This is a genomic window from Candidatus Foliamicus sp., from assembly GCF_965221325.1.
In the GTDB taxonomy this organism is placed as follows: Bacteria; Pseudomonadota; Gammaproteobacteria; order Steroidobacterales; family Foliamicaceae; genus Foliamicus.
Map to the genome: position 1 here is coordinate 1,392,127 of NZ_OZ244880.1, position 22,409 is coordinate 1,414,535.

Genomic DNA, 22,409 nt, shown 5'->3' on the forward strand with positions numbered 1-22,409 from the left:
GCGCGGGCCTGACCTCCTGCCGACGACTTGCGCGGCTGCTCAGCGGCAAGAGTCGTTCGCCACTCGCCATGCTATATTCGGCTGCAGCGGTGGCACTCGCCCCGCGAAATACGCCCGGCGACTTCGCCAAATGCGCTCTAACCAAGGGGGAGACAACATGAAATGCTTAGTCCAGTCAGGTGTGACGCGGTCAACAGGTATTCGGGTGTTGCTTGCCTCGGTGCTCGCGGCGGTTACGGCCGTGCCCTACTCCCTGGCGCAAGCGCAGGACGAAGCGCTGGAAGAGATCGTGGTGACGGTGCGCAAGCGCTCGGAAGCGCTGCAGGAGGTGCCGCTGTCGGTAGTCGCCTTCGGCAACCTGGAGATCGAACAACAGAAGATCTCCAACCTCGACGACTTGGCGCGCCTTACGCCCGGCTTCACGATGGACGACGGCTTCGGTTACCTGGACGCCCGGCCCGCAATTCGAGGCCAGTCCAATATACGAGGCGCCAGCCAGCCGACGCTGGGCGTGCTCGTGGACGGTATCGACCTGCCGTTTCGTAGCGGCCTGAATGGCGAAACGCTCGACATCGAGAGGATCGAAGTGGTCAAGGGGCCGCAAAGCGCCATGTTCGGGCGGGGCGTGCTGTCGGGAGCCATCAACTACGTTACCCGGCGCCCGGAATTGGACCGTACCAGCGGCTATATCGAAGCGGAAGGAGCAACCGACGGGCTCTACGAAGCACGCGGGCGCGTCAATCTGCCGCTGGGACCGGGATTTGCGATGGCGCTGTCGGCCCGCTACAGCGACGCCAAGGGCTTCTACAAGAACAACCTCACGGGAGAAGGAACGGTGGGAGGCCACGAGTTCGGCTCGGCGGTGGTGGCGGCCTTGTGGGAAGCGGGAGAAGACTTCAGCGCCTACCTCCGTGTTTCCTATTCCGACGAACTGCGCGAACAGCCGCAGCGGCACATTGTGCCTTCCAATACGCAAACCGGCGCTCGGGCCAGCCAGGTGTGGTTTATTGGCGCGGTCGAAGCCGATCCTGACCGCATTACGCATAATTGCGATCATTGCGTGGGACTGGACCGCCAGTTCACGCGCGCCAGTCTGGACCTGGAGTGGGACGTGGGCTTCGGCACAATCAGCTCGGTGACCGGCATCACGAATACCGATATCCACAACGACCAGGATTCGGACTTCGAAGGCCTTTCACCGGACCTGCCCGCCGGGCCGCCGCTCTTCAACAACCTGCGCCAGATCATCCTGCGCGATATCAGCACCTTAAGCCAGGAATTGCGGCTGGCGAGCCCGGACGGCGATCGCTTCAGTTGGCTGGTGGGCGGCTACTACTACAACCAGGAAAACGACGAACAGGGCCAGTCGCGGGTCGGTATCTTTCCGAATGAAATTGTGCCGCCATTCACCGTTCAGTCCGATGAAACCGAAACCTTGGCGGTGTTCGGCCAGGCATCCTACGACTTGACCGATCAGTTCTCGGTTTCCGCGGAATACCGCTGGAGCAGGGATGAACTCTCATCCAACGGTACGCGCAACGGCGAACCCTTCCCACTCGATGAGACCTTCGAGAACAATCTACCCCGCTTTACGGCCGACTACGACCTGTCCAGCGACCTCATGCTGTATGCGGCCATCGCCAAGGGTTCCAAACCAGGCGGATTCAACACCGCGCTCGGCGCGGGAACCGGAACCCTGCCCCTGGAGTTGATCGCATTCGACGAAGAAAAGGCCTGGAGCTACGAAGCCGGTCTGAAGTCCACCTGGCTCGACGGAGACCTGACCGTCAACGCCGCTGCCTTCTACGTGGACTGGACCAACATTCAGATCGACGACCAGTTCGCGAATCCGGATGGCACGACGCTGGGCTACACCAGCAATGCCGGCAAGGCCGAGGTCAAGGGATTCGAAGTTTCGATCGACGCATCGCTTACCGACAGCGTGGATGTTGCGCTTGGTTATTCCCACAATCCGGCGCGAGTATTCGACTCCCAGGACAGCCGCGCATTCCGGGCCGGCATTATCACCACAGGCGAGAGCCACCTGCCCTTCTCGTCCGACCGTTCGCTAACAGCCGCCCTGCGCATTCGCGGCGCGGCCGCGGGCGGATGGGACTGGTACGCGCAACTGGACGGACGCTACGATTCGACCCAGTATGCGACTACCGCAAATCTTGCCGAAACAGGTAGCCGGTTCTTCGCCAATCTGCGCGCCGGGCTGGACAACGAGGCGTGGTCGATCCAGGGATACGTCACCAACCTGCTGGACAACGACAATCCGGTCAGCATTCAGCCGTTCGTGAACGCACAGAATTTCAGACGGCAATTCCTGGTTACGGTGGTTGACCCGCTGCAAGCAGGCATTCGCGTGCGCCGCAACTTCTAGCCCGCCGTCGACGGGCGCCCGTCCGCCTCAGCGGAGATGCTGAGGCGGCGGGTGACGGCTAGCGACAGCAGCATGCAGGCGCCTGCGGCAAGCAGCGCCACCGCGGGGTCGAGAGCGCGCGCCAAAGCGCCCCAGAGCAGGCCACCACCGGCCAGACTGGCTGTTCCCAGCGTATAGATGAACGATAAACCGCGTCCGCGAATGGCCGGCTCCAGTTGCATCTGGGCGGATACCATCAGGCTGTTGAGGCAGAACAGCCAGCTTGCCCCGATGCAGGCCAGCAAGGGCCCGGCTACCGGCGGGTGGTCCGTCAGTCCGAACAGCATCACACAGATCGCGCACACAAACAGAGCGCCGCTCAGCCGGCTGTCGAGCCGCCGATAGCCCAGCTTGCCGATCGCCAACACGCCGAGCAGCGAACCGGCGCCGAAGCAGCCGTACATGAGCCCGTAGGTTTCGCTGTTATCGAAGCGCACGGCCATCAGCGCGGGCACCGCTGCAGCACAACCGAAGAAAGCGCCGAGTCGAATGAGAATATTGCGCTTCCAAGGCGTGCGCGCCGCAAACAGCACGCCTTCCTTGAACGCCTCCAGAAATCCTTGCGTAGTTGCTGTTTTTGCGCCCGTGGATGGAGGATCGCGCATGTACAGGAACAGCACAACGATCAGGGCCATGATGGCAGTGTTTACGGCCAGCACGGCAGCCACGCCCAATCCTGCAATGATGGCCCCCGCGAGCGCCGGACCAAGCAGGCGAGACCCGTTCTGGGCCACGTTGTTGAGGCTCACAGCCGCCGGAATCTGCTGACTGCGCACCATTTCCGGAATCAACGCGGCAACGGCGGGCATGCGCATCGCCAACCCTATGGCAATCAGCGGCATACAAATCAGCAACAGCAGCGGCGTCAGGCGCTCCGTTCCAGTCAACCAGAGAACCACGCCCAGACTCGCGGCCAGCCAGGCATGCGTCCAGGCCAGCCCCCGGCGCCGGTCGGAAAGATCCGCCATGACCCCGGCCGGCATCACCAGGAACACGATGGGGAGCTGCAAAGCCGTATAGACGGATGCAACGAGCAGCGGGTCTGCATTCGTCATCACTCGCATTTGCCAGGCGCAGGCCACTTCCGTCATCCAGAAAGCTGTCAGCGACAGCATGTTGGCGGCCCAGAGCGTGGAGAAACCCGGGTTTGCGAACGGCGCCAGAAAACTGCTTGGCTGCTGCGATGAAGTCACGGCGCGCCAATCTTACGCGCTCACGCAACAAATGCGCTCGCGCTCGGAGGTGTGTAAGATTGGCACCCGAAAGCCGTGTCGGCACTTGGGATATTGGGAGCAAGGAGAATTTTTGGCATGAGACCCAACGCATACATACTGGCGATTGTGGCCACCGCATTGCTGGCGCCTGCCGTTCAGCCGGCGTTCGCGCAAGGCGCAGCGATAGAAGAAATCGTGGTTACCGCCCGCAAGCGCAACGAATCGCTGCTGGATATTCCGCTTACCGTTGCCGCGTTCAGCGCCGAGCAAATTGAGCAGGCCGGCTACACCACCATCGCTGACCTGGTTACCGCGGTGCCCGGCGTCACCTACGAGAGTTACGAGGCCGAGGGGCGGGGCGATTCGCCGAGCTTCCGCGGCGTATCCACCAACACCGGCGACCCAACGCTGCAGAACTCGTCGAAGTTCATCGACGGTGTCTATGTTTCCGGATCGTTGTACACCGTCCTGCTCGACAATCTGGAGCGCGTGGAAATCACCAAGGGCCCGCAAAGCGCACTGTTCGGCAGGGCCTCCTTCTCGGGCGCCATCAATTACATCACCAAGAAACCCGGCAACGAGTTCGAGGGCAATGTGCGGGGTTCGGTCGCCGAAGAGAGGGAATATCAACTGAGTGCGTCGATCTCGGGGCCGCTGGTCGAAGACAGGCTGTTGTTTCGCCTCTCCGCCGGCACCTTCGGCCAAGGCAGCCCCTACAACAACGTCACCAACGGCGAAGAAATGGGCGAGCAGGACATAAACTCGTTTTCGGCCACGGTACGCCTGACGCCCTCGCCGCAACTGACCGCCGACCTGATGCTGATGTACACCGATGCCCAGTTCGGCGAGGCCGCGCGGGCGACCACGGCGCTTAGCATGAGCGAACTGGCCTTCCCGGAAGAGTCCGTGATCGGCGGCGGCACGCAGCAATTGGACAACCCCGGCATCGATTCGGAAACCATGCGCGCCAGCTTGAACGCGACATACGAGTTGGCCAGCGGACACGAGCTTAGTTTCATTGCCGGGACAGGAAGCGAAGACACGGTCAACGAAGCGGACGGCGATTATTCTCCGTCGAACAATCTGGCAGGCCTCTGGTTCCTTTGCGTCGGTCCCTATGCCGGTCCGGGCTGCGAACTGTTCCAGACCGTAACCGAGCGTGAAATCGAGTCCAGTTTCGCGGAGCTGCGCCTGGCCTCGCCCGACCAGGGCCCGTGGCGCTGGCTGGTAGGCACGGCCTACTTCGAGGAGGATTTCAATACTGCCAGGATACGTAATTTCCGGCAGCCGCCATCGTTCAAGACATCCACCAACCTGTCCGTTTTCGGCTCTGTGTCGTTCGACTTGTCCGAGAAGCTCACCCTGGGGCTGGATGGGCGATACCAGACCGAGGAAATCGAACTGGATATCCCTGACACCGGCCGCAGCCAATCGGACGATTTCGATTCCTTCCTTCCTCGCGTGCTGGCCGAATACCAGCTTGCCGACACCACCCTGCTCTACGTCAGCGCCGCCAAGGGCAACAAACCCGGTAACTTCAACGCCTCTGCGCCTCCGGGCTTTCTCACGGTGGAAGAAGAGGAGATGTGGAACTATGAGCTGGGCGCCAAACTGTCGGCTATGGACGGAAATCTGAGTCTGCAGGCCGCCGCTTACATGATCGACTGGAGCAACCAGGTGTATCGCTTCAATGACCCCGATCCCAACTACGGAAGCTACTTCATCAACGCGGGCGAGACGGATGTCGCGGGCTTGGATATATCCGTTGCCGCCAACCTCAGCGAGTTCCTCCGCGCCAGCCTCGCCTATAGCTGGATCGACACGGAATTCCAGGTCTTCGAGTCCAACAACGCGCGGACGGTGCTCGGAAACGCCGACGTGTCCGGCAACGAGACGCCGCGAACGGCCAATAACTCCCTGTTTGCCTCGCTGCAATACCGCTGTCGCTGTCCGGTGATCGGCATCAGCGCCGCCACCGAATGGTTCGCAGGAGTGGACGTGAGCTACCGGGGCGAAATGTTTATCGATGAGTTGAATCTTGAAACGATCGAAGCGCGCACACTGGTCAATGTACGTGCCGGCGTCGGTACCGAAAACGCGCAGATCACGGCGTTCGTCAACAACCTCACGGACAACGACGCGCTGACCACGGGATTCCGATATGGCGCCGTGGCGCTGGTCGGCCTTCCCATGCCGCGGCAGGCCGGCGTCAGCGTGAGCTTCAGCTTCTGACGCCTTGCGATCGCGAACGAACCCTGGAATTGGACACTGCGCGGAACCCGATGAACGGGCGAGATGAGGCCATGCTGCCGGCCGTGGAGCGTTTCGTTACCGCGCTGCGCGATTTGCATCGCAACCAGCCGGACGAGGCGCTCCGCTGGGATGCGGCGGCCCAACTGCTGCGAGAGTTGCTTGGGGATTCCGAACTCAAGGCGCACGCGCGGAGTTGGCCTGACAGCCCCGCCAAACTGGGGCTGGAAGGCAAGCACGCCAACCTGCTCTTCTACCAGGACCCGGACTACGGCTTCGTCATCAACGGGCTGATAAAGAAGCCCGCCGCGAAAACCACCATACATGATCACGGCTGCTCATGGACGCTCTACGGCGTGCTCGACGGCGCCGAATCGGTATTGCGGTTTCGCCGGACCGACGGCGGCCAACCCGGTGACCTGCCGGAGCGCGCCAAAGTTGAAGCCATCGAGACAGTTCGCGTGGGCAAGGGCCACGTCGACTGCATCGCGCCCTGGGAAATTCACGCCGAGCACAACGAGGCGACGGCGCGGGCCACCGCGGTAATCGTGCGCAGCCAGAAAAGCGGGACCTTCGTGCAGAACATCTTCTACTCGCAGGACGGCTCGGTGGAACAGTATTACGGGCCTCGCCAGATTCCATACCACCTTGGCTGAACGCCTTGTTTCGGACCGGGTCTTTTCCCTGCCCGGCCCCTTCGAGGCGCATCGGATCGTCGAATTGCAAGGCGCGTTTCTGGCCGCGCAAACTTTGTTCCCGACTGCGTCTTCGCGCACCCTGAGAGCTAGCCGCGCGGCCCAGGACCCGAAGCTTTTCGACCGCGAACGCAATCTGCTGGTCATGTCGTTTCACAGCATCGTGGTGCGCACGCCTACATGCAACCTCCTGGTGGACGCCTGCGTCGGGAATGACAAGCCGCGGCCCAACAACCCCCATTGGCACCAGCGCCAGGGGCCTTACCTGGACGATTTGGCGGCCGCCGGGCTGAAGCCGGAAGACATCGACATCGTGATGTGCACCCATTTGCACGCCGATCACGTAGGCTGGAACACGCGGCTGCGTAACGGCGTATGGACGCCGACCTTCCCCAATGCGCGCTATCTGTTCGCAAAAACCGAGATCAAGCACTGGGAGCAGGTTCTGGCCGCGACGCCCGCCGACCAGGTCAATCACGGCTCCTGGGCCGACAGCGTGGCGCCGATTCTCGATTCGGGCCAAGCGGTCTTGGTCAGCACCGATGAGGAAGTCGCCGAGGGAGTTGCCTTGCAGCCTGCGCCCGGCCATACGCCAGGCAATGTCATTGTCAAGCTCGAACAACGCGGGAAGCGTGCCTATCTGACCGGCGACGTGATCCATCACCCGATTCAGGTCGAGCACCCCGAGTGGTCGAGTTGCTTTTGCTGGGACGCGGATATGTCCGCTCAAACCCGGCTGCAAACGCTGGATAGCGCGGCCCGGGAGAACGCATGGCTGCTGCCGGCGCATTTCCCGACGCCTACAGCCTGCAAAATCCGCCGCAAAGCGGCCGGTTTCCGGATGGTTTGGCAATGACGTCCGCTGCAAGCCTTATTCCGCTATGGACAGCAGCAGCTCTGCTCGCGCTTTCACCGCTGGACGCGGAAAGCCTCCAGACCGAACTTGGCCCGATCGCGGAGCCGGCTCCCGCAGCGAGCGCAGACGTGGTTTCGGCGCCCGATGGCGTCGCCATTCACTATGACGTTCAAGGTGAAGGCGACCTCACGCTGGTTTTCGTGCATGGCTGGAACTGCGACCGCGGCTACTGGGCCGCGCAACGTGATTTCTTCGCCCGCTCGCATCGCGTGGTGACCGTGGACCTGGCCGGGCACGGCGACTCGGGACAAAACCGCGGCAACTGGACCATGCAGGCTTTCGGCCAGGATGTGGCCGCCGTCGTTACGGCGCTTGAGTTGCGGCGGGTTGTGCTGATCGGTCATTCCATGGGCGGCAAGGTAGTCGTGGAGGCCGCCCGACAACTAGGCAGCCGCGTGGCTGCCGTGGTCGGCGTGGACACCTTTCACAACGGCGGCCGCGCAACGCCCCAACTCCAAAGCGAGAGAGTCCGGCAAGGCCTGGCCGGCGACTACGAGGGTTTCATTGCAGAGCTCGTGGCCCGCATGTTTGTGCCGCAAAGCGATCCGGCAATCCGCGAATGGGTAACGGCGGACATGATGGCCGCTCCGTATGCGGCCGCCGTGGGCGCACGCGAGGCGAGCGGCAACTACGATGCCACGCCGGCCATAGCGTTGCTTGAAGTGCCACTGATTCTCATAAGTTCGGACTACCTGCCCACCGACCTCGCGCACCTCCAAGCCCATGCCACGGTATTCCGTTATGTCGAGATGTCCGATGTTGGGCACTTCGTGATGCTGGAAGACCCCGCCGCGTTCAATGCACATCTCGGATCGGTATTGACGGATATAACATGAGGGTACGCAGGAACGCATGGAGTCGCCATGACAAGAAGTATCGGCCCGGGCCTCAGCCGGCGGGATTTCGTTAAGGCCGGACTGGCCGCGGGTTTGGGTACGCGCGTGGCGCGCGCCGCCGGCGCCGCCAAGACCGACGTGATCGTTATCGGCGCGGGGCTTTCCGGGCTCAACGCCGCTTATCTGCTGGAACAACTTGGCGCACGCACGATCTGTCTGGAAGGTCGGGAGCGAGCCGGGGGACGTATGCTCAGTCACCCCGACGTGACCGGTAACCCCGAGTGGGGCGGCGACTCGATACTTGGGGCCTATGCGCGCATGCAGGACACGGGCCGACGCCTGGGTCTGGAGTTGATCGACCATCACGCGCGCAGAGACCTCTCGCCCGAAGCTCACCGCGATCCGAGCCGGGTGGAACTGGCGTTGCGCGGGTCGGTTATCCCGCGCGAGCAATGGGCTGCGCATCCGCTCAACGCGATGCCTGCCGATGCCCGCGGCCGCTTCCCGGGCCGCGGGTTTTACCAGTCCGTGATTGCTGAACACAATCCACTCGCATCCTTCGCCGACTGGGCAGAACCGAAGAGCGCGGCACACGACCGTTCGGCCTACGAATTCTTCAAGGAGATAGGCTGGAGCGATGCGGCTATCGAATTGAACTACAACACCAACGTGCAATATGGAACCTCAGCGCATGACGTTTCCATGCTGATGTGGTTCTTTGTTCAAGCCTGGTTCAAACTGCAGAGCGATGTGGCGCGGGTTGCCTACAAGGTGCATGGCGGTAATCAGCGCTTTCCCGAAGCCATGGCCGCCGGCCTGACCGGCGAAGTGCATTACGGCAAGCAGGTGATCGGCATCCGCAGCGGGGACGCGCAAGCCGAGGTGCATTGCCGGGACGGCAGCGTGTATCAGGCCGAGCGCGTGGTCTGCTCGCTCCCCATTCCCACCATGCGCTGGGTCAAGTTCGACCCGCTTCTGCCACCCGCCAAGGCCAAGGCTGTGCGCACCGTGCATGTACAGAAGATCACCAAGGTCATCTTGGTGCCGCGCAGTCCGTTCTGGGAAGACGACGGCCTCAACCCTGCCATGTGGACGGATACGGACGCCGGTGAAATCCGCGCCTTGCGAGAGGGAGAGGATTCCAACGAGGTGACCTGCCTGATGGCCTGGGCGCGCGGCCATCTCGCAGACCGGCTGGACACGCTGGGACCGCAAGCCGCTCAGGAACGGGTTCGGGAAGCCTACGAACAACTGCGGCCGGCGGCCAAGGGCAAGCTGGAGCTTGCGGGCGTCAAGTCTTGGCAGACGGACCCGTTCGCAGGCGGCGATTGGGCCATTTGGGGGCCAGGTCAGGTCACCGAATGCTTGCCGGCATTAATCGCACCGGCTGAGCGAATCCACTTTTGCGGCGAACATACGGCCACCACCAATCGCGGCATGGAAGGCGCCATGGAATCTGGAGAACGGGCCGCGTTCGAGGTAAGCAAACTGCTCTGATCCGAGAGGCGACGGCATGTCCGACTCGGCAGAAGAAAATTATGCGTCAATCGGGGAGAAAATCATGACCACTCCAACACTCAAGGAACTTTACCGGCCTACCCACGACGAGGCTGCCAGGCACGCCTTTGTGGGCGCCCTCAAGGGCTACGTGAACGGACCGCTTGAGGGGCGTCTTGCGCGCCGTTTCGAGGAGGTGCTGGAACCTGCCTACACCGAGACCCATGGGAGCGCGCCGCGCGACCGCCTGGAAGGAACCGAAGCGTTTGCGGGCGACCATCTCTATCAGCTATGGGGAAGCTCGGTTTTCACTTCTCAGGACCTGATGTGGGAAACGGTTGGCGCCACTTGCGAACGGCTGCTTCCGGAATTCGAGTCCCGGCGGCAGTCCCTGGCGCAACGGGGCACTCTGGGCAGCCTTGAGCTTGAAGAAGACTTCGTTCCGCCCGACCCCATTCGGCGCGTGGAGATTCATCGCCAGCCCGGCGGCTATTTCGGCTTGCCGGGGGACACCAGCCTGACACTGGGGATGAATTATCTTGGCACCGGCGAGTTGTACCGGGCCGCGAAAGGTTTGTCCACCGGCGACGAGCGGGTAGGCAATCCCTCGATGGGCAATTATCTGGTAGGCGCGCTGCGGCGAAGATTCCCCGAAGCTGATCCGGCTTCCGTGCTTGACATGGGCTGCGGCGCCGGCATCCAGACCATCGCGTTCAAGCAGGCTTTCCCCGAGGCCGAGGTCTGGGGCGTCGATATTTCAGCGCCCTTTCTGCGTTTTGCGCATGTATGGGCCGAGGACAGCGGCCTCGCCATCCATTACCGGCAGGCCAATGCCAATCAGACCGGCTTGGCCGACGGGCAGTTCGACCTGATCGTTTCGCATATCCTGTTCCACGAAACCTGGCACGACATTCTTCCCGGAATCATGGCGGAGGCGCACCGCCTGCTCGCGCCCGGCGGCATATTCCTCAATGGAGATACACCCTATCAGCCCTCGCGCCTGTCTATGACCAAGCAGGTTACCAACCACTGGCAGGTCGTAAACAATGGCGAACCCTTCTGGACCGGCTATGCCGACACCGACATCCGGCAAGCGCTGATCGACGGCGGCTTTGATCCACAACACGTGTTCGCCGATTACGATCCCCTGGGAACGGGCGAGTACTACATCTTCGGTGGAGTAAAGACCAGATGAATGCCGCCGCTGCCGTTCCGAACCGGCCCTTCAAGCTGCCGCGGCCCCGACAGATCGATGAATTAAGCCCCGATCAGTTGGTGGCCGTTATCTGGCGTCTGGCCATGGAGATCAGCGTGCTGAGGGATCGCCTCGGCACCCACGAGCAGCTTCTTGCCGAGAAAAACGTGCTTTCGCGCGTGGATGTCGAGGCCTACGTCCCTTCCGCGGACGAAACCGCGGCCCGCCTTACGGCCCGCACCGAGCTGATCGAGAACATAATCAACGACCTGAGCTAGTGTGCTAACCGGCAAAGGAGCGAATCATGTGCAATGAGCGGACATTCCGGGAATCCAGAGATTATCTGAACCGGCAAAACGAATTAAGCCGGCGCCAATTCGGCGCGCTCTCGGCGGGAGCCGGGCTCGCCATGCTGCTGCCTCGTGTAGCCGACGCCCTGGAGGTTACCGAACAGAATGTCGAAGTCGCCACGCCTGATGGCGTTGCGGATTGTTTGTTCGTGCATCCTGTGGCCGGGCGTCATCCCGGCGTTGTGGTGTGGCCCGACATCCTGGGCTTGCGGCCGGCTTTTCGGCAGATGGGGCGTCGGCTCGCCGAGTCCGGTTACTCGGTCCTGGTAGTCAACCCGTTCTACCGCTCGGCGCGCGCGCCGGTGGTGCCTGAAGGCGCGACGTTTCAGGACGAATCCGTGCGCAACACGGTGTTTCCGCTGGCTCGCCAGCTCAGTGCCGAAACCCACATCACCGACGCCAGAGCGTTTGTTGATTTCCTCGACACGCAGGCGGCAGTCGATTCGGACCGCAAGATGGGCACAACCGGATACTGCATGGGCGGCCCGATCACGATGCGCGCTGCCTGGGCGCGCGCTGACCGCATCGGCGCCGGCGCATCATTCCACGGCGGCGGACTCGTCACTGATCGGCCCGACAGCCCCCACCTGTTGGTGCCAGAAATGAATGCGCACTACCTGTTCGCGATTGCCGAAAACGACGATCGTAACGATCCCGAGTCCAAGGACGTGCTTCGCGAAACCTTCGCGGCTGCGGGACTTCCCGCCGAAATCGAGGTTTATGAAGGTGCGCTACACGGCTGGTGCCCGCCGGATTCCTCGGTCTATAACGAAGCGCAGGCCGAGCGGGCCTGGAGCCGCTTGCTGGCGCTATTCGCGACCGCGCTCGCCTGACGCGGGAGAGCGCGCATATTGCACCAGTTTTCTTGCTGCTCAGGAACTGGTGCCCGGGGCCGGACTCGAACCGGCACGGGGTTACCCCCGGGGGATTTTCGTGCCCACTACGGCTTTCGCCGCGGGATGCGCAGCGCGCCTCCCTTTGGGGCCTGGACTTTCCCTCTGCCCTATCGCCAACAGGCGACTTAGGCCGGAGCCGTCAAGTCTCTACACTTTCCCGCAAACGGGCTTAGCTCGGGATTGCCACCACCTTGCCGTGCTGAGGTTTCCCCGAATTTGACTCCTGGCGCATCCGGCGGTTTCCCGCCCGGTGCTCAATCTTCAAGTCCCCTGCGTATACCTAATTTCGCCACCCGGGCACAATGCGCTGCCTCCAGGGCGCACACAACGGAAGTTTAACCCGCCGACAGCAGTTCGCTGAGCAAACCCCATAGAACCAGCAGGATCAGCGCCGGCGCCAGCCATAACAGCGCGCGCCAGGTCCGAAGCAGGGGCCCGCTCAGCCCGGTTTCCGCTGCGGCCGACTTGGCAGAAAGGAAGTAGCCTGCGAAGACGGCCAGCAGGAATGCATTCATAGGCAAAAGAAAATTGGCTACCAGGAAATCCATGAGCTGAAACAGCCCCATATCGCTGAAAGCGCCCCCCAAGGGCTTCACATGGCTCCACACGTTGAACGACAGCACAAACACCAAGCCCACGGCCCAGGTCACGAAGCCGGCAAGCATTGTCGCCACGGGCCGTGACATGTAGGCGCGCCGCGACAGCCAGGCCACGGCCGGTTCAATCATCCCGAATCCGGTGGTAATGGCCGCGAGACTCAGCAGGACGAAAAACAGCGTACCGACTATCCCGCCTGCAGGCATGCCTGCAAACGCAACCGGCAACGTTTCGAAGATCAGGCCGGGACCGCTTTCAGCCTCCAACCCGACCGCAAAAACGATGGGAAAAATAGCCATGCCCGCCAGCAGCGCCACCAGTGAATCCGCGCCGGCAATGATGGCGCCTGCCCTGGGCAGGGAAACGCCCTGGGGCAAGTACGCCGCGTAGGTTATCAGCATGCCCACGCCTATGGCCAGAGAGAACAACGCCTGTCCAAGCGCCATCAACACGCTTTCGAGCGTCAACGCTGAGAAATCCGCGTTGAACAGGAAGTTCATCCCTTGCCGGAAATCGCCCGCCAAGGCAGCCCAGATCACCAGCAAAACCAGTAGCCCGAACAAGCCCGGCATCATCAGCTTGCTGGCCAGCTCCAGCCCCCTTCTCACGCCGGCCGCAATGATCGCCACCACGATTGCGAAATACAGGCCGTGCCAGAACATCAGGCGCGCGGGATTGCCCTGCAGCGCTGCAAACAGTTCCTTAGAACCTGCGGCGCCGATTCCTTGAAAGGCTCCCTGAGCCGCCAGCAAGGTGTAGTTGAGAGACCAGCCCGCCACAATGCCGTAGTAGGTCACGCCGAGCATGGGCGCCAGAATCGAAAGCCAACCGATCGTTACCCAAGCGCCGCTTCGCCCTTCCCTGCGCGCGACTTCGCGCATGGTATGCACGGCATTGCGCCCGCCGCGCCGCCCGATGGCCAACTCCGCGATGATCAGTGGCAGCCCCAGCGCCAACACCCAACCGACATACGCCAGCACGAACGCACTGCCGCCGTTGCTGCCGGCGATATAGGGGAAACGCCAAAAATTGCCCAGGCCGACCGCACCGCCCACCGCCGCCATCACGAACCCGCGCGTGGACGACCAGGTTTCCGTTTTCATTGGCAGAAAAAACCACTCCCCCCGTCACAGGGGGAGTGGCGCGAGGTTCCCCTCCTCACAATATGGGTATGGTCAGCTTCCGAACGCCTGCGTCATGGACAGTCCCACGGTGCGGGGCCGGCTGGTTATCTTGCTGGTAGGCTGACCGTTGGCCGCGTTGACGAACAGATCGGGAGCCTCATCGGTCAGGTTTTCGATATACAACTGCAGACCCAGCGCCCGTTCCTCGTTGCGGAAACCGAGCCGCGCATTGAACAGATTGAACGAGTCCTGATAGCGATTAGTGCCGGCGGTGGGGCGCAGTTGCGTCCAGGAATCTCCCTTGTGGCTGCCTTCAACGCGGAAGAAGGCGTCCCAACCCACAACTGGAGGCTGGAAGTTGTACTGGGCGGCGAAACTAGCGGTGAGCTCGGGAATCCGGGGAATCGTATCGCCGGCCTTTCCGGGCGCCTGCACCGATTCCGACACCTGGTCCTCGGTCAATTCGCGCTTGCCCAGGTAGGTAAGCGCCGCAGTCAAGTCCAGGTTGCCGAAACGGCCGAGCAATTCGGTCTCGAAGCCGGTCACCTCCGCTTCGCCGGCGTTGCCGATGAAGTTGAACGCCCCCGTGGGATCCTGCGCCGCCACCTGCAGGTTCTCCCAGGTCATGAAGAAGGCCGCGTTATTCCACTGAATGGCGCCGTCCATCCATTGCGACTTGACGCCGATTTCGTAACTGGCCACCTTGTCTGCTTCGAACAACGGCGGTACGCCGGCCTCCGCGGACGCAGGGTTGTTGATGATGCCGGGATTGTTGGTGCCGCCCAGGCGATAGCCTTCCGAGCGGTTTCCGTAAATGGTCAGCGCCTCATTGGGCTGCCAGCGCAGCACCACCTTGGTGGTTATTTCGTCATCATCAATCGTCAGGTCGTCTGTCAGGCCATCCGGCGGATTGGGCGCGAACGCTGCAAAGTTGAACACCGTATCGCCTATCTCGGATACTTCCACCTTGAACCAGCGCAGCCCCACGCCCAGTTCCCACTGATCGTTCAGTTGGTAGCTGGCGTCGGCGAACACCGCGTTTTCGGTGATGTCCTTGTTGGCGAACCGCGCGAATACGCAGGGATGACAGCCCGGAATGCCGGCGCCAGGCTCGCTGGTGGGCGGAATAGTGAAAGGCGTACCCGGATCAAAGGTCAGCCCGTCTGAGTTGATGACCGGCACGAAGCTCTGGAAATCGCTGTTTCGCTCGCGCCAGAAAACGCCACCCACCCACTGCAGGGCGCTGTCCCCCGCCGAAGTGAGGCGCAGCTCGAAGTGGTTCTGATCCAGGCTCTGGCGCTGGTCGGTGAGCGCGTAAATGAGATCCGCGCGCTCGGTGAAATAGTTGAACTCTGGTGAGCTGTTGTTCTGATAAAGGTACGTGATTATCCAGGTGGAATCGAACTTGAACTCGAAGTCCCGCTCGTAGCGCGAAGCCGTTGCGGTGAGCGTCGCGAACCCGAGATCAAGATCGCCGGTCAGGCTGAAGATATTCTGTTCATCGGGCTTGAAAGTCTGGGCGTAGTCTCCGACCAGGAATTCGCCGGTATGAAAATGTGTAAAACCGGCCACCCTGTCATCGTCGCCGTTATCGCTAACGCCCCGTTCGTCGTAGGTATCGTAGGGGTGATAGCGGTTATCGCCCGCCAGGTAGCGGTCCTGCCACCAGTATTGCGCGTTGAGCGCAAAGGTCTCGCTTGGTTGCCACAGAAAATTGGCCCGCAGACCGCGCGTCTCGACATAGTTGAAGTCCTGCAGATTGAGGCAGGCCAGTTCCACGCCGGGGTCGCGCGGATCCTCAGCCGGATCGACGGGACGGCAGCGGTTGTTCTCCAGCCAACCGGCATCATCCACGTTATAGGCAACCAGGCGCATTCCCAAGGCATTCGAGAGCGGCATGTTCACCACGCCGTGTCCGCTCCAGTTGTAGTCGTTGGAGTGCGAGGTTTGCCCGAACTGACCGCCCAGCGTGGCGCTGAACGCCTCAAGGTCCGGCTTGGCGGTAATGAAGCGCATCGTGCCGCTTTGTGAATTGGCGCCGAAGGTGGTTCCCTGCGGGCCGCGCAGAGCTTCGATGCGCTGCATGTCGAAGAGTTTCAGGTCCGTGGTCTGAGAGCCGCTGTTGGAACTTGAGCTCTGGATGCCTGGAAGCGGAACTTCATCGTAGTAAACCGCAACCTGCTGTTGCCCCGCGGATTGAATTCCGCGAATCACATAACGCCGCTGCCCGGGGCCAGCGTCAAGGAAACTCAGCCCGGGAACCTGGTAGGCAAAGTCTTCGAAGTCAAGTACCTGCATATCCCGAAGCGTGTCTTCGGTGATCGCCGTAACGGTCACGGGCACGTCCTGCAGGCGCTCCGCGCCGAGTTTGCGCGCGGTGACCACGATCTCCTCCACGGCGCCAGAGTCGTTCTGAGCGTATGCTGGAGCGGCAACCAGCATCAATGCGACAGGTCCGAGAAAGTAAAGGCGCAGCTTCATGACGGTTGTCCCCCTTGGTGGATGCGTGATGGATTCTAGCACGCAGGCACTTGGCCAATCGAAGCAAATTTTCTGCCTGTCCGGGCCATTTCACAGTAGTCACCTTGGGCGTTGTGTGGTCGTCAAATGCCCGATTCTGCCCCGAAGCAACGGCGGCTTTTCGGTAATGTAAGATAGTTAAGATGTGTTGGCCCTGATGTGGGCCTCGAACACAGGTTTCATTTTGGTCGTCTCGCTGGAGTTATGGGATGAAAGAATCAAGCAAATCCATTCGACTCGCAAAGGGTCTTCCGGTCGTCGCCGCCGGGTTGCTGGTAGTTACTGCCGGGCTATTTGTTGCCCCACAACTTACTTGGGCGCAGGAAGCCGATGAGGAGGGTGCGGAAAATCAAGAGCTGGAATTGACCGATGTGCGGGTCACGGGCAGCCGCCTGAACCGGCCGCCCTCGGAACTGTCCGGAAACCTCATCGTGCTCGACCGCGATGACATCCGCGCTTCCGGCGAACTGACCTTGGCGCGCGTGCTGCGTCAGCTTCCGCAAAACGTCAACGCCACCAACGAGACCTACGGCTCCAGGCTCAATGGCGCGCGCAATGTAACCGGCGCTTCCACGGTCAATCTGCGTGGTTTGGGTAGCGAGTCCACGCTTGTGCTGGTGGACGGCAGGCGGGCGGGATACAGCGGGATTCTGGGCGGTGTCACCGACATCTCCACGATTCCGCTGTCCATGGTGGAGCGCATCGAAATCCTGCTTGACGGTGCCTCCGCCGTATACGGTTCGGACGCCGTGGGCGGGGTTGTCAACATCATTACGCGCAGTGACTACTCCGGTGTGGAGTTGGACCTTGATTACGCCCGCCCCCACAAGAGCGGCTATAGCGAAAGCCGCGCCAACATCGGTGCCGGCCTCGCTTGGGAAGGAGGGCGCTTGAACGCCGGCTTTGAGTACTTTCGGGATTCCGGCCTCGACGCTTCGGACCGCGACTCCATAATTATTCAGAACCGAAGCAGCTTGCAGACCGGCAATCAGCAGGGCCAGAAAACCACAGCCGCCGGCCCGAGGATTCGCGTTTACACCAATTTTTTCGACGACGAATGCGACCCCGCTGCCCCGATTTGGGATCGCAAACGCGCCATCGTGTTCGAACTGGATGGCGCCGTCATAAGTCGCGACCAGTATGCCGCCCTCGACCCAGCCACCCAGGCCATGGCTACCTGCATAAACGACCTGACGCTGCCGGCAGGTTTCCAGCACACGGATACCCTGAGTTCCCTGGACATAGTGGGCGAGCCGAACTGGGGGGAAGAGGCCGAGCAGCGCTACAGCTTGCGTCCTGAGCAGGAACGCAATTCGGTGTTCCTGGGCGTTGATCAGGAGCTCGGCCCCGTGGTTCTTCACGCCAACCTGCGCGCCACGCGCAAGGAGGTCACGCAGGAGAATGGTCTTAATGCGGTGAGCGGAACGCTGCACGCCAACAGTCCGTACAATCCCTTCGGCACTCAGGTCTCCCTGACTGGCCTGGCGCCCGATCAGCCACCCAGGCTTTACGACTCCACAAGAGACGAACTGCATCTCGGCCTGGGGCTGGAAGGCGCCTTGGGAACCTGGGACTGGCAGGCGGACTTCAGTAGTTCACGCTCGAAAACTGACACCACGCGCTTGAACGTGCGCGACCCAGCTTACGGCCTGGGCATCAACTCCGACGGCGTGAGCGAGGCGGTGATCGGCCGCTTCAGTGGAATCGTCGAAGCGGAATGTGCGGACAAGGTTGCGGAGCTCGGAGGAACGGACTATAACTACAGTTCCTTCTTTGGGGGCAACTGCACGGTATATGGCGCGCCGCCTGAGCCAATCAATCCATTCGGCGACCTGAGCCCTTACATAATCCCGGATGTGAAGTCCGGATCCGAGAACGAGCATGTGCAATTCGAGGCTCTGGCGCGGGGCGAGTTGTTCAGCGCGCCGGGAGGTCCAATTGCACTGGTAATGGGCTACGACTATCGCCAGGATACGCTGGACTCCTTCAACGAACTGAGCAACTATCTCAGCAGCGCAACGCCAACCGGCTCTTCTCCGTTCAATACGAGCATTAGCCGTGACAATCATGCGGCCTTCGTCGAGGGCCTGATTCCGCTGGTAGGCGCCGATAACGTTCTGCAGGGCATACAACGCCTCAGCCTGACGTTTTCCGGGCGCTACGACTCCTACTCCAACGTGGATGTGAATTACCGGCAAACGGAATCCGCAGCAGCCGAATCCGTCGAAGCTCAAGACCCGGGCAGCGAGTTCACATGGTCGGCAGGATTGGTCTATCGACCGAACGACAGCACTCTGTTCAGGGCCAGGTCCTCGACTTCATTTGTTGCACCGCAACTGAATCAACTGCTGCAGAAAGGCCTCTACCAGGCAAACCCACGCGCGCTCTGGTACTACGTGTCGGGGGGGCCATCGATCACTACGATCCCATCTGAGAAAGTATTCGGCTACAGCGGCGGCAATGACCAACTGAGATCTGAAACAGCAGACACGCTTACAGTATCCGGAGAATTTTCTCCCGCCTTTCTACCTGGCGTGTTTTTCAAGGCGGCGTGGAGTGATACCAATTTCAAGGACAGGATATACAAGTTGCCTGTGCCGATCATATACCTCGACGACCTTCCGTCCAACGTCATGTACATCGAATCCGAGGATATCTATGTGCTGGACGACCGGTGGATCATTGTGTCGGCGATAGAGCGTTCAAGCATCGACTACGAGATCGGGTACCAGTGGGAGATGGGTCAGAACGAGTACGACATTACCGTGCGCCGGTCATACTCCAACAAGTACCGAGTGCAAGTGGACCCGGCCAGCGGCATCGTCCATGACCTGGTGTCGAGCCGTGACGATACGGGCCCCGAAGACACTGTTATCGCACCGGTACCCAAGCACAAGACCAGCGCGCAATTCACCTGGACGCGCGGAGGATTGTTCTTGAGCTTCGATATCGAGAGCGGGGACACGACCTCGAGAATCGGCAATACCTTCACCTACATTGACGAACCGCCCACGCTTTACGACCTGGTGCTCGGATACGCGCTGGACGACGACACGCTGTTTACGGCGCCGGATTGGCTGGACGGTGCGGAAATCACGCTTACGGTCAACAACATCACCGACGCATTCGCGAGCTATACCCGCGTTAGCGCCAGCGATGGTGAACGCGTTCGCGGTCAGATCAGCCCATTGACGGAATGGACACAGGGACGTGCGTATCGCCTCAACCTTCGCAAGTCTTTCTGATGACCGCGCTTATGGGAAGCAGAGCGGGGCTATAGGATATGGCGTATCGCCGCTTGAGCCGCTTGAGCGTGATTGAGCATGAACACGGCCCCGAGTAGCAGTAGCGATGCGAACAGCCGGAGCAGAAACATGAATCAAGCAAACGTACATCTTGGTCCGAAGATCCGTTTGGCATTTCTCTGGGCGGGTACGCTGGGGCTTGCACTGCTGGCCGGGTGCGGCGGTGGCCCGGGAATTCCCGATGCAGACAACGGCGCGGAGCGCTATTGGATTGTCGGCAGTATCGCCGAGCGGCTTGAGGAGGGCGAGGTTGTCTTGAGCCGCGGCAATGGGGTTGTGGGCGGCACCGAGGAAATCGCGCGCGCGGAGCTGCGCGGCGGAGCATTCGAGATTGAGGGCGAGCTGGACTTCGGAGGCGTAGTTTTCCTGGGAGTGACGGATGCGGAAGGAAACGCCAAGGGATCGGCGCGATTCATCCTGGAGCCCGGTGAAATACGCATCGAAGATGCCGGCAGGGTGGCCGGCCTGGTCGCGCACGGCGGTCCCTACAACCAGAAAATCATTGCCTCCTGGCGCGACAGCGCACCGTACCAGGAAGCGCTGGCGGCCTACTCCGACGTGATGGCGCGGCGCCAGGGCGTGGAGGAAGGCGACGAAGGCTTCGAGGAGTTGCGCGACGAAACCTGGGAGCGCTACAACGCCTTGCAGACGATACGCTCGGACGCGCTGAGGGCGCTGGCTCAATCCGAAGAAGTGGAGCCGCTGACGAGCCTCTATGCCGTGCAGATGGGAGGCATCGGCGGCGAACCGGCGCTCAAGCGGCTGGATGCGCTTGAGGCGGTCCTGGGCGCTCACCTGGCGATCACGAACACGCGCAGCCGCATACGGCACAGCGATAAACTGATGGCGGCGGCTGGGGCAATGAAGAAAGGCGTCACGGTGAAGGATTTCTCGAGCACCGGCCTGGACGGCCAGGAGTACTTTCTGCAAGACGCGCGCAGCAGCAACGACTATACGCTGATCGAGTTCTGGGCGTCCTGGTGCGGTCCGTGCCGGGCGGAGTATCCAAATCTGATCGCCAATTACGAGCAATACAAACCGCAAGGCTTCGAGATTTTCGCCTATTCCCTGGATGACGACCGCGACGACTGGGCCGAAGCCAGCGAAGAGGACGGCATTCCCTGGATCAACACCAGCGACCTGCTGGCCTATGCGAGTCCGATTCCGGAGCAGTTCGGGGTAACGGCCATTCCCATGAATTACCTCCTGGATGCCGAAGGCGTGGTTGTGGCAATTAATTTACGCGCTGACAAGCTAGGCGAGAAGCTGGCGGAATTTTTCGATCCTGTGCCGCAGGGCGCCAGCGAAGAATCGCCGCTGTAACTGATCCCCCGGCAGTCCGGCGCCAGCCTTAAGCAGAGCGCGCGTCGCGCAGATAACGTTGCCCGCCAGCGGTGGGCGTATGCGCCTCAGTACGAGCGCGGCATGCCGAGGACGTGCTGGCCGATATAGCTCAGAATCATGTTGGTGGAGACCGGCGCCACCTGGGCCAGGCGCGCTTCACGGAACTTCCGCTCCACGTCGTATTCTTCGGCAAAGGCGAATCCGCCGAAGGTCTGCACACAGGCTTCGGCCGCCTCCCAGGCGGCTTCCGAAGCCAGCAGCTTGGCCATGTTGGCCTCCTTGCCCGTGGAAAGCCCCTGGTCGAATTTCTCCGCAGCCTCCCGCACCATGAGCGCGGCCGCTTCCACGGCAGCGTAGGCCCGCGCAATCGGAAATTGCACGCCTTGGTTGGCGCCAATCGGGCGCCCGAACACCTGCCGCTCTCCGGCATAGGCGGTAGCCTTGTCGATGAACCAGCGGCCATCACCGACGCTCTCTCCCGCGATCAGGGTGCGCTCTGCGTTCATCCCGTCAAGAATGTAGCGAAACCCCTGCCCTTCCTCGCCGATCAGATTCTCCGCCGGCACCCTCACATCGTCGAAGAAAACCTGCGTAGTGGAGTGGTTCATCATGGTGCGTATCGGCGTGATGCTCATACCGTCCGCCTCGCGCATGTCCAGCATCAGCACCGATAGACCTTCCGTGCGGCGCTTCACCTCTTCGCGCGGCGTGGTGCGCGCCAAAAGCACCATCAGGTCGGAATGTTCGGCGCGGGAAGTCCATATCTTCTGCCCCTTTACCCGGTAATCGCCGTTGCTGCGCTTGGCCGTGGTGCGCAAGGCCAGCGTGTCGCTGCCACTGCCAGGCTCGGTAACGCCGAATGCCTGCAAGCGCAGTTCGCCGGAAGCTATGCCGGGCAGCCATCTGTGCTTCTGCTCTTCGCTGCCGTGGCGCAGCACGGTGCCCATGGTGTACATCTGCGCATGGCAGGCTCCGGCGTTACATCCGGAGCGATGTATTTCCTCAAGAATGGCGGTGCCCGCGACAAGTCCCAGGCCGCTGCCTCCGTATTGTTCAGGAATCAACGCGCCGAGAAAACCACTCTCGGTCATGGCCTGGGTGAATTCGGTGGGATAGTCCCGCTCGCGGTCGAGTTCGCGCCAGTATTCGCCGGGAAAGGCCGCGCATACCGCGCGCACCGCTTCGCGTATTTCCGCTAGTTGTTCCGTTTCCATGATGCTTGCGTGCTGTCGCCTCTCGTTTTTG

15 protein-coding genes are annotated in these 22,409 nt (G+C 61.6%); 11 read left to right on the top strand and 4 right to left on the bottom strand.

The window, feature by feature from the left end; genetic code table 11:
* The first annotated feature begins 157 nt into the window (after nucleotides 1-157).
* A complete protein-coding gene (locus ACWCOO_RS06170; protein ID WP_446830125.1) occupies nucleotides 158-2,386 on the top strand; it encodes a TonB-dependent receptor in 2,229 nt (742 codons plus the stop codon).
* Here ACWCOO_RS06170 and ACWCOO_RS06175 read toward each other — a convergent pair.
* Nucleotides 2,383-3,618: an MFS transporter gene (locus tag ACWCOO_RS06175; RefSeq protein WP_446830126.1), complete on the bottom strand. Its 1,236-nt coding sequence runs from the start codon at nucleotides 3,616-3,618 to the stop codon at nucleotides 2,383-2,385. The genes ACWCOO_RS06170 and ACWCOO_RS06175 overlap by 4 nt on opposite strands.
* A 117-nt stretch (nucleotides 3,619-3,735) precedes the next feature.
* Here ACWCOO_RS06175 and ACWCOO_RS06180 point away from each other — a divergent pair, with 117 nt between their 5' ends.
* From ACWCOO_RS06180 to ACWCOO_RS06215, 8 genes are read left to right on the top strand one after another with little or no spacing between them, the layout of a single operon-like run.
* The gene (locus tag ACWCOO_RS06180) at nucleotides 3,736-5,871 is read left to right on the top strand and encodes a TonB-dependent receptor (protein ID WP_446830127.1); all 2,136 of its coding nucleotides are present in this window, start codon (nucleotides 3,736-3,738) and stop codon (nucleotides 5,869-5,871) included.
* A gap of 50 nt (nucleotides 5,872-5,921) precedes the next feature.
* Nucleotides 5,922-6,545 (top strand): hypothetical protein, encoded by a 624-nt coding sequence (locus ACWCOO_RS06185; RefSeq protein ID WP_446830128.1) that lies wholly within the window; start codon nucleotides 5,922-5,924, stop codon nucleotides 6,543-6,545.
* Complete coding sequence (locus tag ACWCOO_RS06190) at nucleotides 6,538-7,440, top strand: MBL fold metallo-hydrolase (RefSeq protein WP_446830129.1); 903 nt, start codon at nucleotides 6,538-6,540, stop codon at nucleotides 7,438-7,440. Before ACWCOO_RS06185 ends, ACWCOO_RS06190 begins: the two co-directional genes overlap by 8 nt.
* On the top strand, nucleotides 7,437-8,336 hold the full coding sequence (locus ACWCOO_RS06195; RefSeq protein ID WP_446830130.1) for an alpha/beta fold hydrolase: 900 nt from the start codon (nucleotides 7,437-7,439) through the stop codon (nucleotides 8,334-8,336). The genes ACWCOO_RS06190 and ACWCOO_RS06195 overlap by 4 nt, the downstream gene beginning before the upstream one ends.
* Nucleotides 8,337-8,363: 27 nt before the next feature.
* On the top strand, nucleotides 8,364-9,833 hold the full coding sequence (locus ACWCOO_RS06200; RefSeq protein ID WP_446830131.1) for a flavin monoamine oxidase family protein: 1,470 nt from the start codon (nucleotides 8,364-8,366) through the stop codon (nucleotides 9,831-9,833).
* Nucleotides 9,834-9,849: 16 nt separating this feature from the next.
* Nucleotides 9,850-11,028 carry a class I SAM-dependent methyltransferase gene (locus ACWCOO_RS06205; protein ID WP_446830132.1) on the top strand — a complete coding sequence of 393 codons (1,179 nt, stop codon included), beginning with the start codon at nucleotides 9,850-9,852 and terminating at the stop codon, nucleotides 11,026-11,028.
* Nucleotides 11,025-11,306 (top strand): hypothetical protein, encoded by a 282-nt coding sequence (locus ACWCOO_RS06210; RefSeq protein ID WP_446830133.1) that lies wholly within the window; start codon nucleotides 11,025-11,027, stop codon nucleotides 11,304-11,306. The genes ACWCOO_RS06205 and ACWCOO_RS06210 overlap by 4 nt, the downstream gene beginning before the upstream one ends.
* 26 nt (nucleotides 11,307-11,332) lie before the next feature.
* Entirely contained in the window at nucleotides 11,333-12,211 is an 879-nt protein-coding gene (locus tag ACWCOO_RS06215; protein WP_446830134.1) for a dienelactone hydrolase family protein, read from the top strand.
* A 398-nt stretch (nucleotides 12,212-12,609) separates the two neighbouring features.
* On the opposite strand, the gene ACWCOO_RS06220 is transcribed toward ACWCOO_RS06215, so the two are convergent.
* Nucleotides 12,610-13,974, bottom strand: coding sequence for a sodium-dependent transporter (locus tag ACWCOO_RS06220; RefSeq protein WP_446830135.1), 1,365 nt, complete (start codon nucleotides 13,972-13,974; stop codon nucleotides 12,610-12,612).
* A gap of 72 nt (nucleotides 13,975-14,046) precedes the next feature.
* The gene (locus tag ACWCOO_RS06225; protein WP_446830136.1) at nucleotides 14,047-16,476 is read right to left on the bottom strand and encodes a TonB-dependent receptor; all 2,430 of its coding nucleotides are present in this window, start codon (nucleotides 16,474-16,476) and stop codon (nucleotides 14,047-14,049) included.
* A 248-nt stretch (nucleotides 16,477-16,724) separates the two neighbouring features.
* On the opposite strand from ACWCOO_RS06225, the gene ACWCOO_RS06230 reads away from it, so the two are divergent.
* Nucleotides 16,725-19,760 carry a TonB-dependent receptor domain-containing protein gene (locus tag ACWCOO_RS06230; RefSeq protein ID WP_446830137.1) on the top strand — a complete coding sequence of 1,012 codons (3,036 nt, stop codon included), beginning with the start codon at nucleotides 16,725-16,727 and terminating at the stop codon, nucleotides 19,758-19,760.
* Between the two features lie 129 nt (nucleotides 19,761-19,889).
* Nucleotides 19,890-21,143, top strand: coding sequence for a TlpA family protein disulfide reductase (locus tag ACWCOO_RS06235; protein ID WP_446830138.1), 1,254 nt, complete (start codon nucleotides 19,890-19,892; stop codon nucleotides 21,141-21,143).
* Between the two features lie 86 nt (nucleotides 21,144-21,229).
* Here ACWCOO_RS06235 and ACWCOO_RS06240 read toward each other — a convergent pair whose 3' ends face one another.
* Complete coding sequence (locus ACWCOO_RS06240; RefSeq protein WP_446830139.1) at nucleotides 21,230-22,378, bottom strand: acyl-CoA dehydrogenase family protein; 1,149 nt, start codon at nucleotides 22,376-22,378, stop codon at nucleotides 21,230-21,232.
* Between the last annotated feature and the right edge of the window lie 31 nt (nucleotides 22,379-22,409).

What these genes read in the sequence shown, in the direction of transcription:
- ACWCOO_RS06180 (WP_446830127.1), top strand. Translation starts at nt 3,736, where the DNA reads ATGAGACCCAACGCATACATACTGGCGATTGTGGCCACCGCATTGCTG.
- ACWCOO_RS06200 (WP_446830131.1), top strand. Translation starts at nt 8,364, where the DNA reads ATGACAAGAAGTATCGGCCCGGGCCTCAGCCGGCGGGATTTCGTTAAG.
- ACWCOO_RS06210 (WP_446830133.1), top strand. Translation starts at nt 11,025, where the DNA reads ATGAATGCCGCCGCTGCCGTTCCGAACCGGCCCTTCAAGCTGCCGCGG.
- ACWCOO_RS06215 (WP_446830134.1), top strand. Translation starts at nt 11,333, where the DNA reads ATGTGCAATGAGCGGACATTCCGGGAATCCAGAGATTATCTGAACCGG.
- ACWCOO_RS06185 (WP_446830128.1), top strand. Translation starts at nt 5,922, where the DNA reads ATGAACGGGCGAGATGAGGCCATGCTGCCGGCCGTGGAGCGTTTCGTT.
- ACWCOO_RS06225 (WP_446830136.1), bottom strand. Translation starts at nt 16,476, where the DNA reads ATGAAGCTGCGCCTTTACTTTCTCGGACCTGTCGCATTGATGCTGGTT.
- ACWCOO_RS06235 (WP_446830138.1), top strand. Translation starts at nt 19,890, where the DNA reads ATGAATCAAGCAAACGTACATCTTGGTCCGAAGATCCGTTTGGCATTT.
- ACWCOO_RS06170 (WP_446830125.1), top strand. Translation starts at nt 158, where the DNA reads ATGAAATGCTTAGTCCAGTCAGGTGTGACGCGGTCAACAGGTATTCGG.
- ACWCOO_RS06195 (WP_446830130.1), top strand. Translation starts at nt 7,437, where the DNA reads ATGACGTCCGCTGCAAGCCTTATTCCGCTATGGACAGCAGCAGCTCTG.
- ACWCOO_RS06230 (WP_446830137.1), top strand. Translation starts at nt 16,725, where the DNA reads ATGAAAGAATCAAGCAAATCCATTCGACTCGCAAAGGGTCTTCCGGTC.
- ACWCOO_RS06205 (WP_446830132.1), top strand. Translation starts at nt 9,850, where the DNA reads ATGTCCGACTCGGCAGAAGAAAATTATGCGTCAATCGGGGAGAAAATC.
- ACWCOO_RS06240 (WP_446830139.1), bottom strand. Translation starts at nt 22,378, where the DNA reads ATGGAAACGGAACAACTAGCGGAAATACGCGAAGCGGTGCGCGCGGTA.
- ACWCOO_RS06220 (WP_446830135.1), bottom strand. Translation starts at nt 13,974, where the DNA reads ATGAAAACGGAAACCTGGTCGTCCACGCGCGGGTTCGTGATGGCGGCG.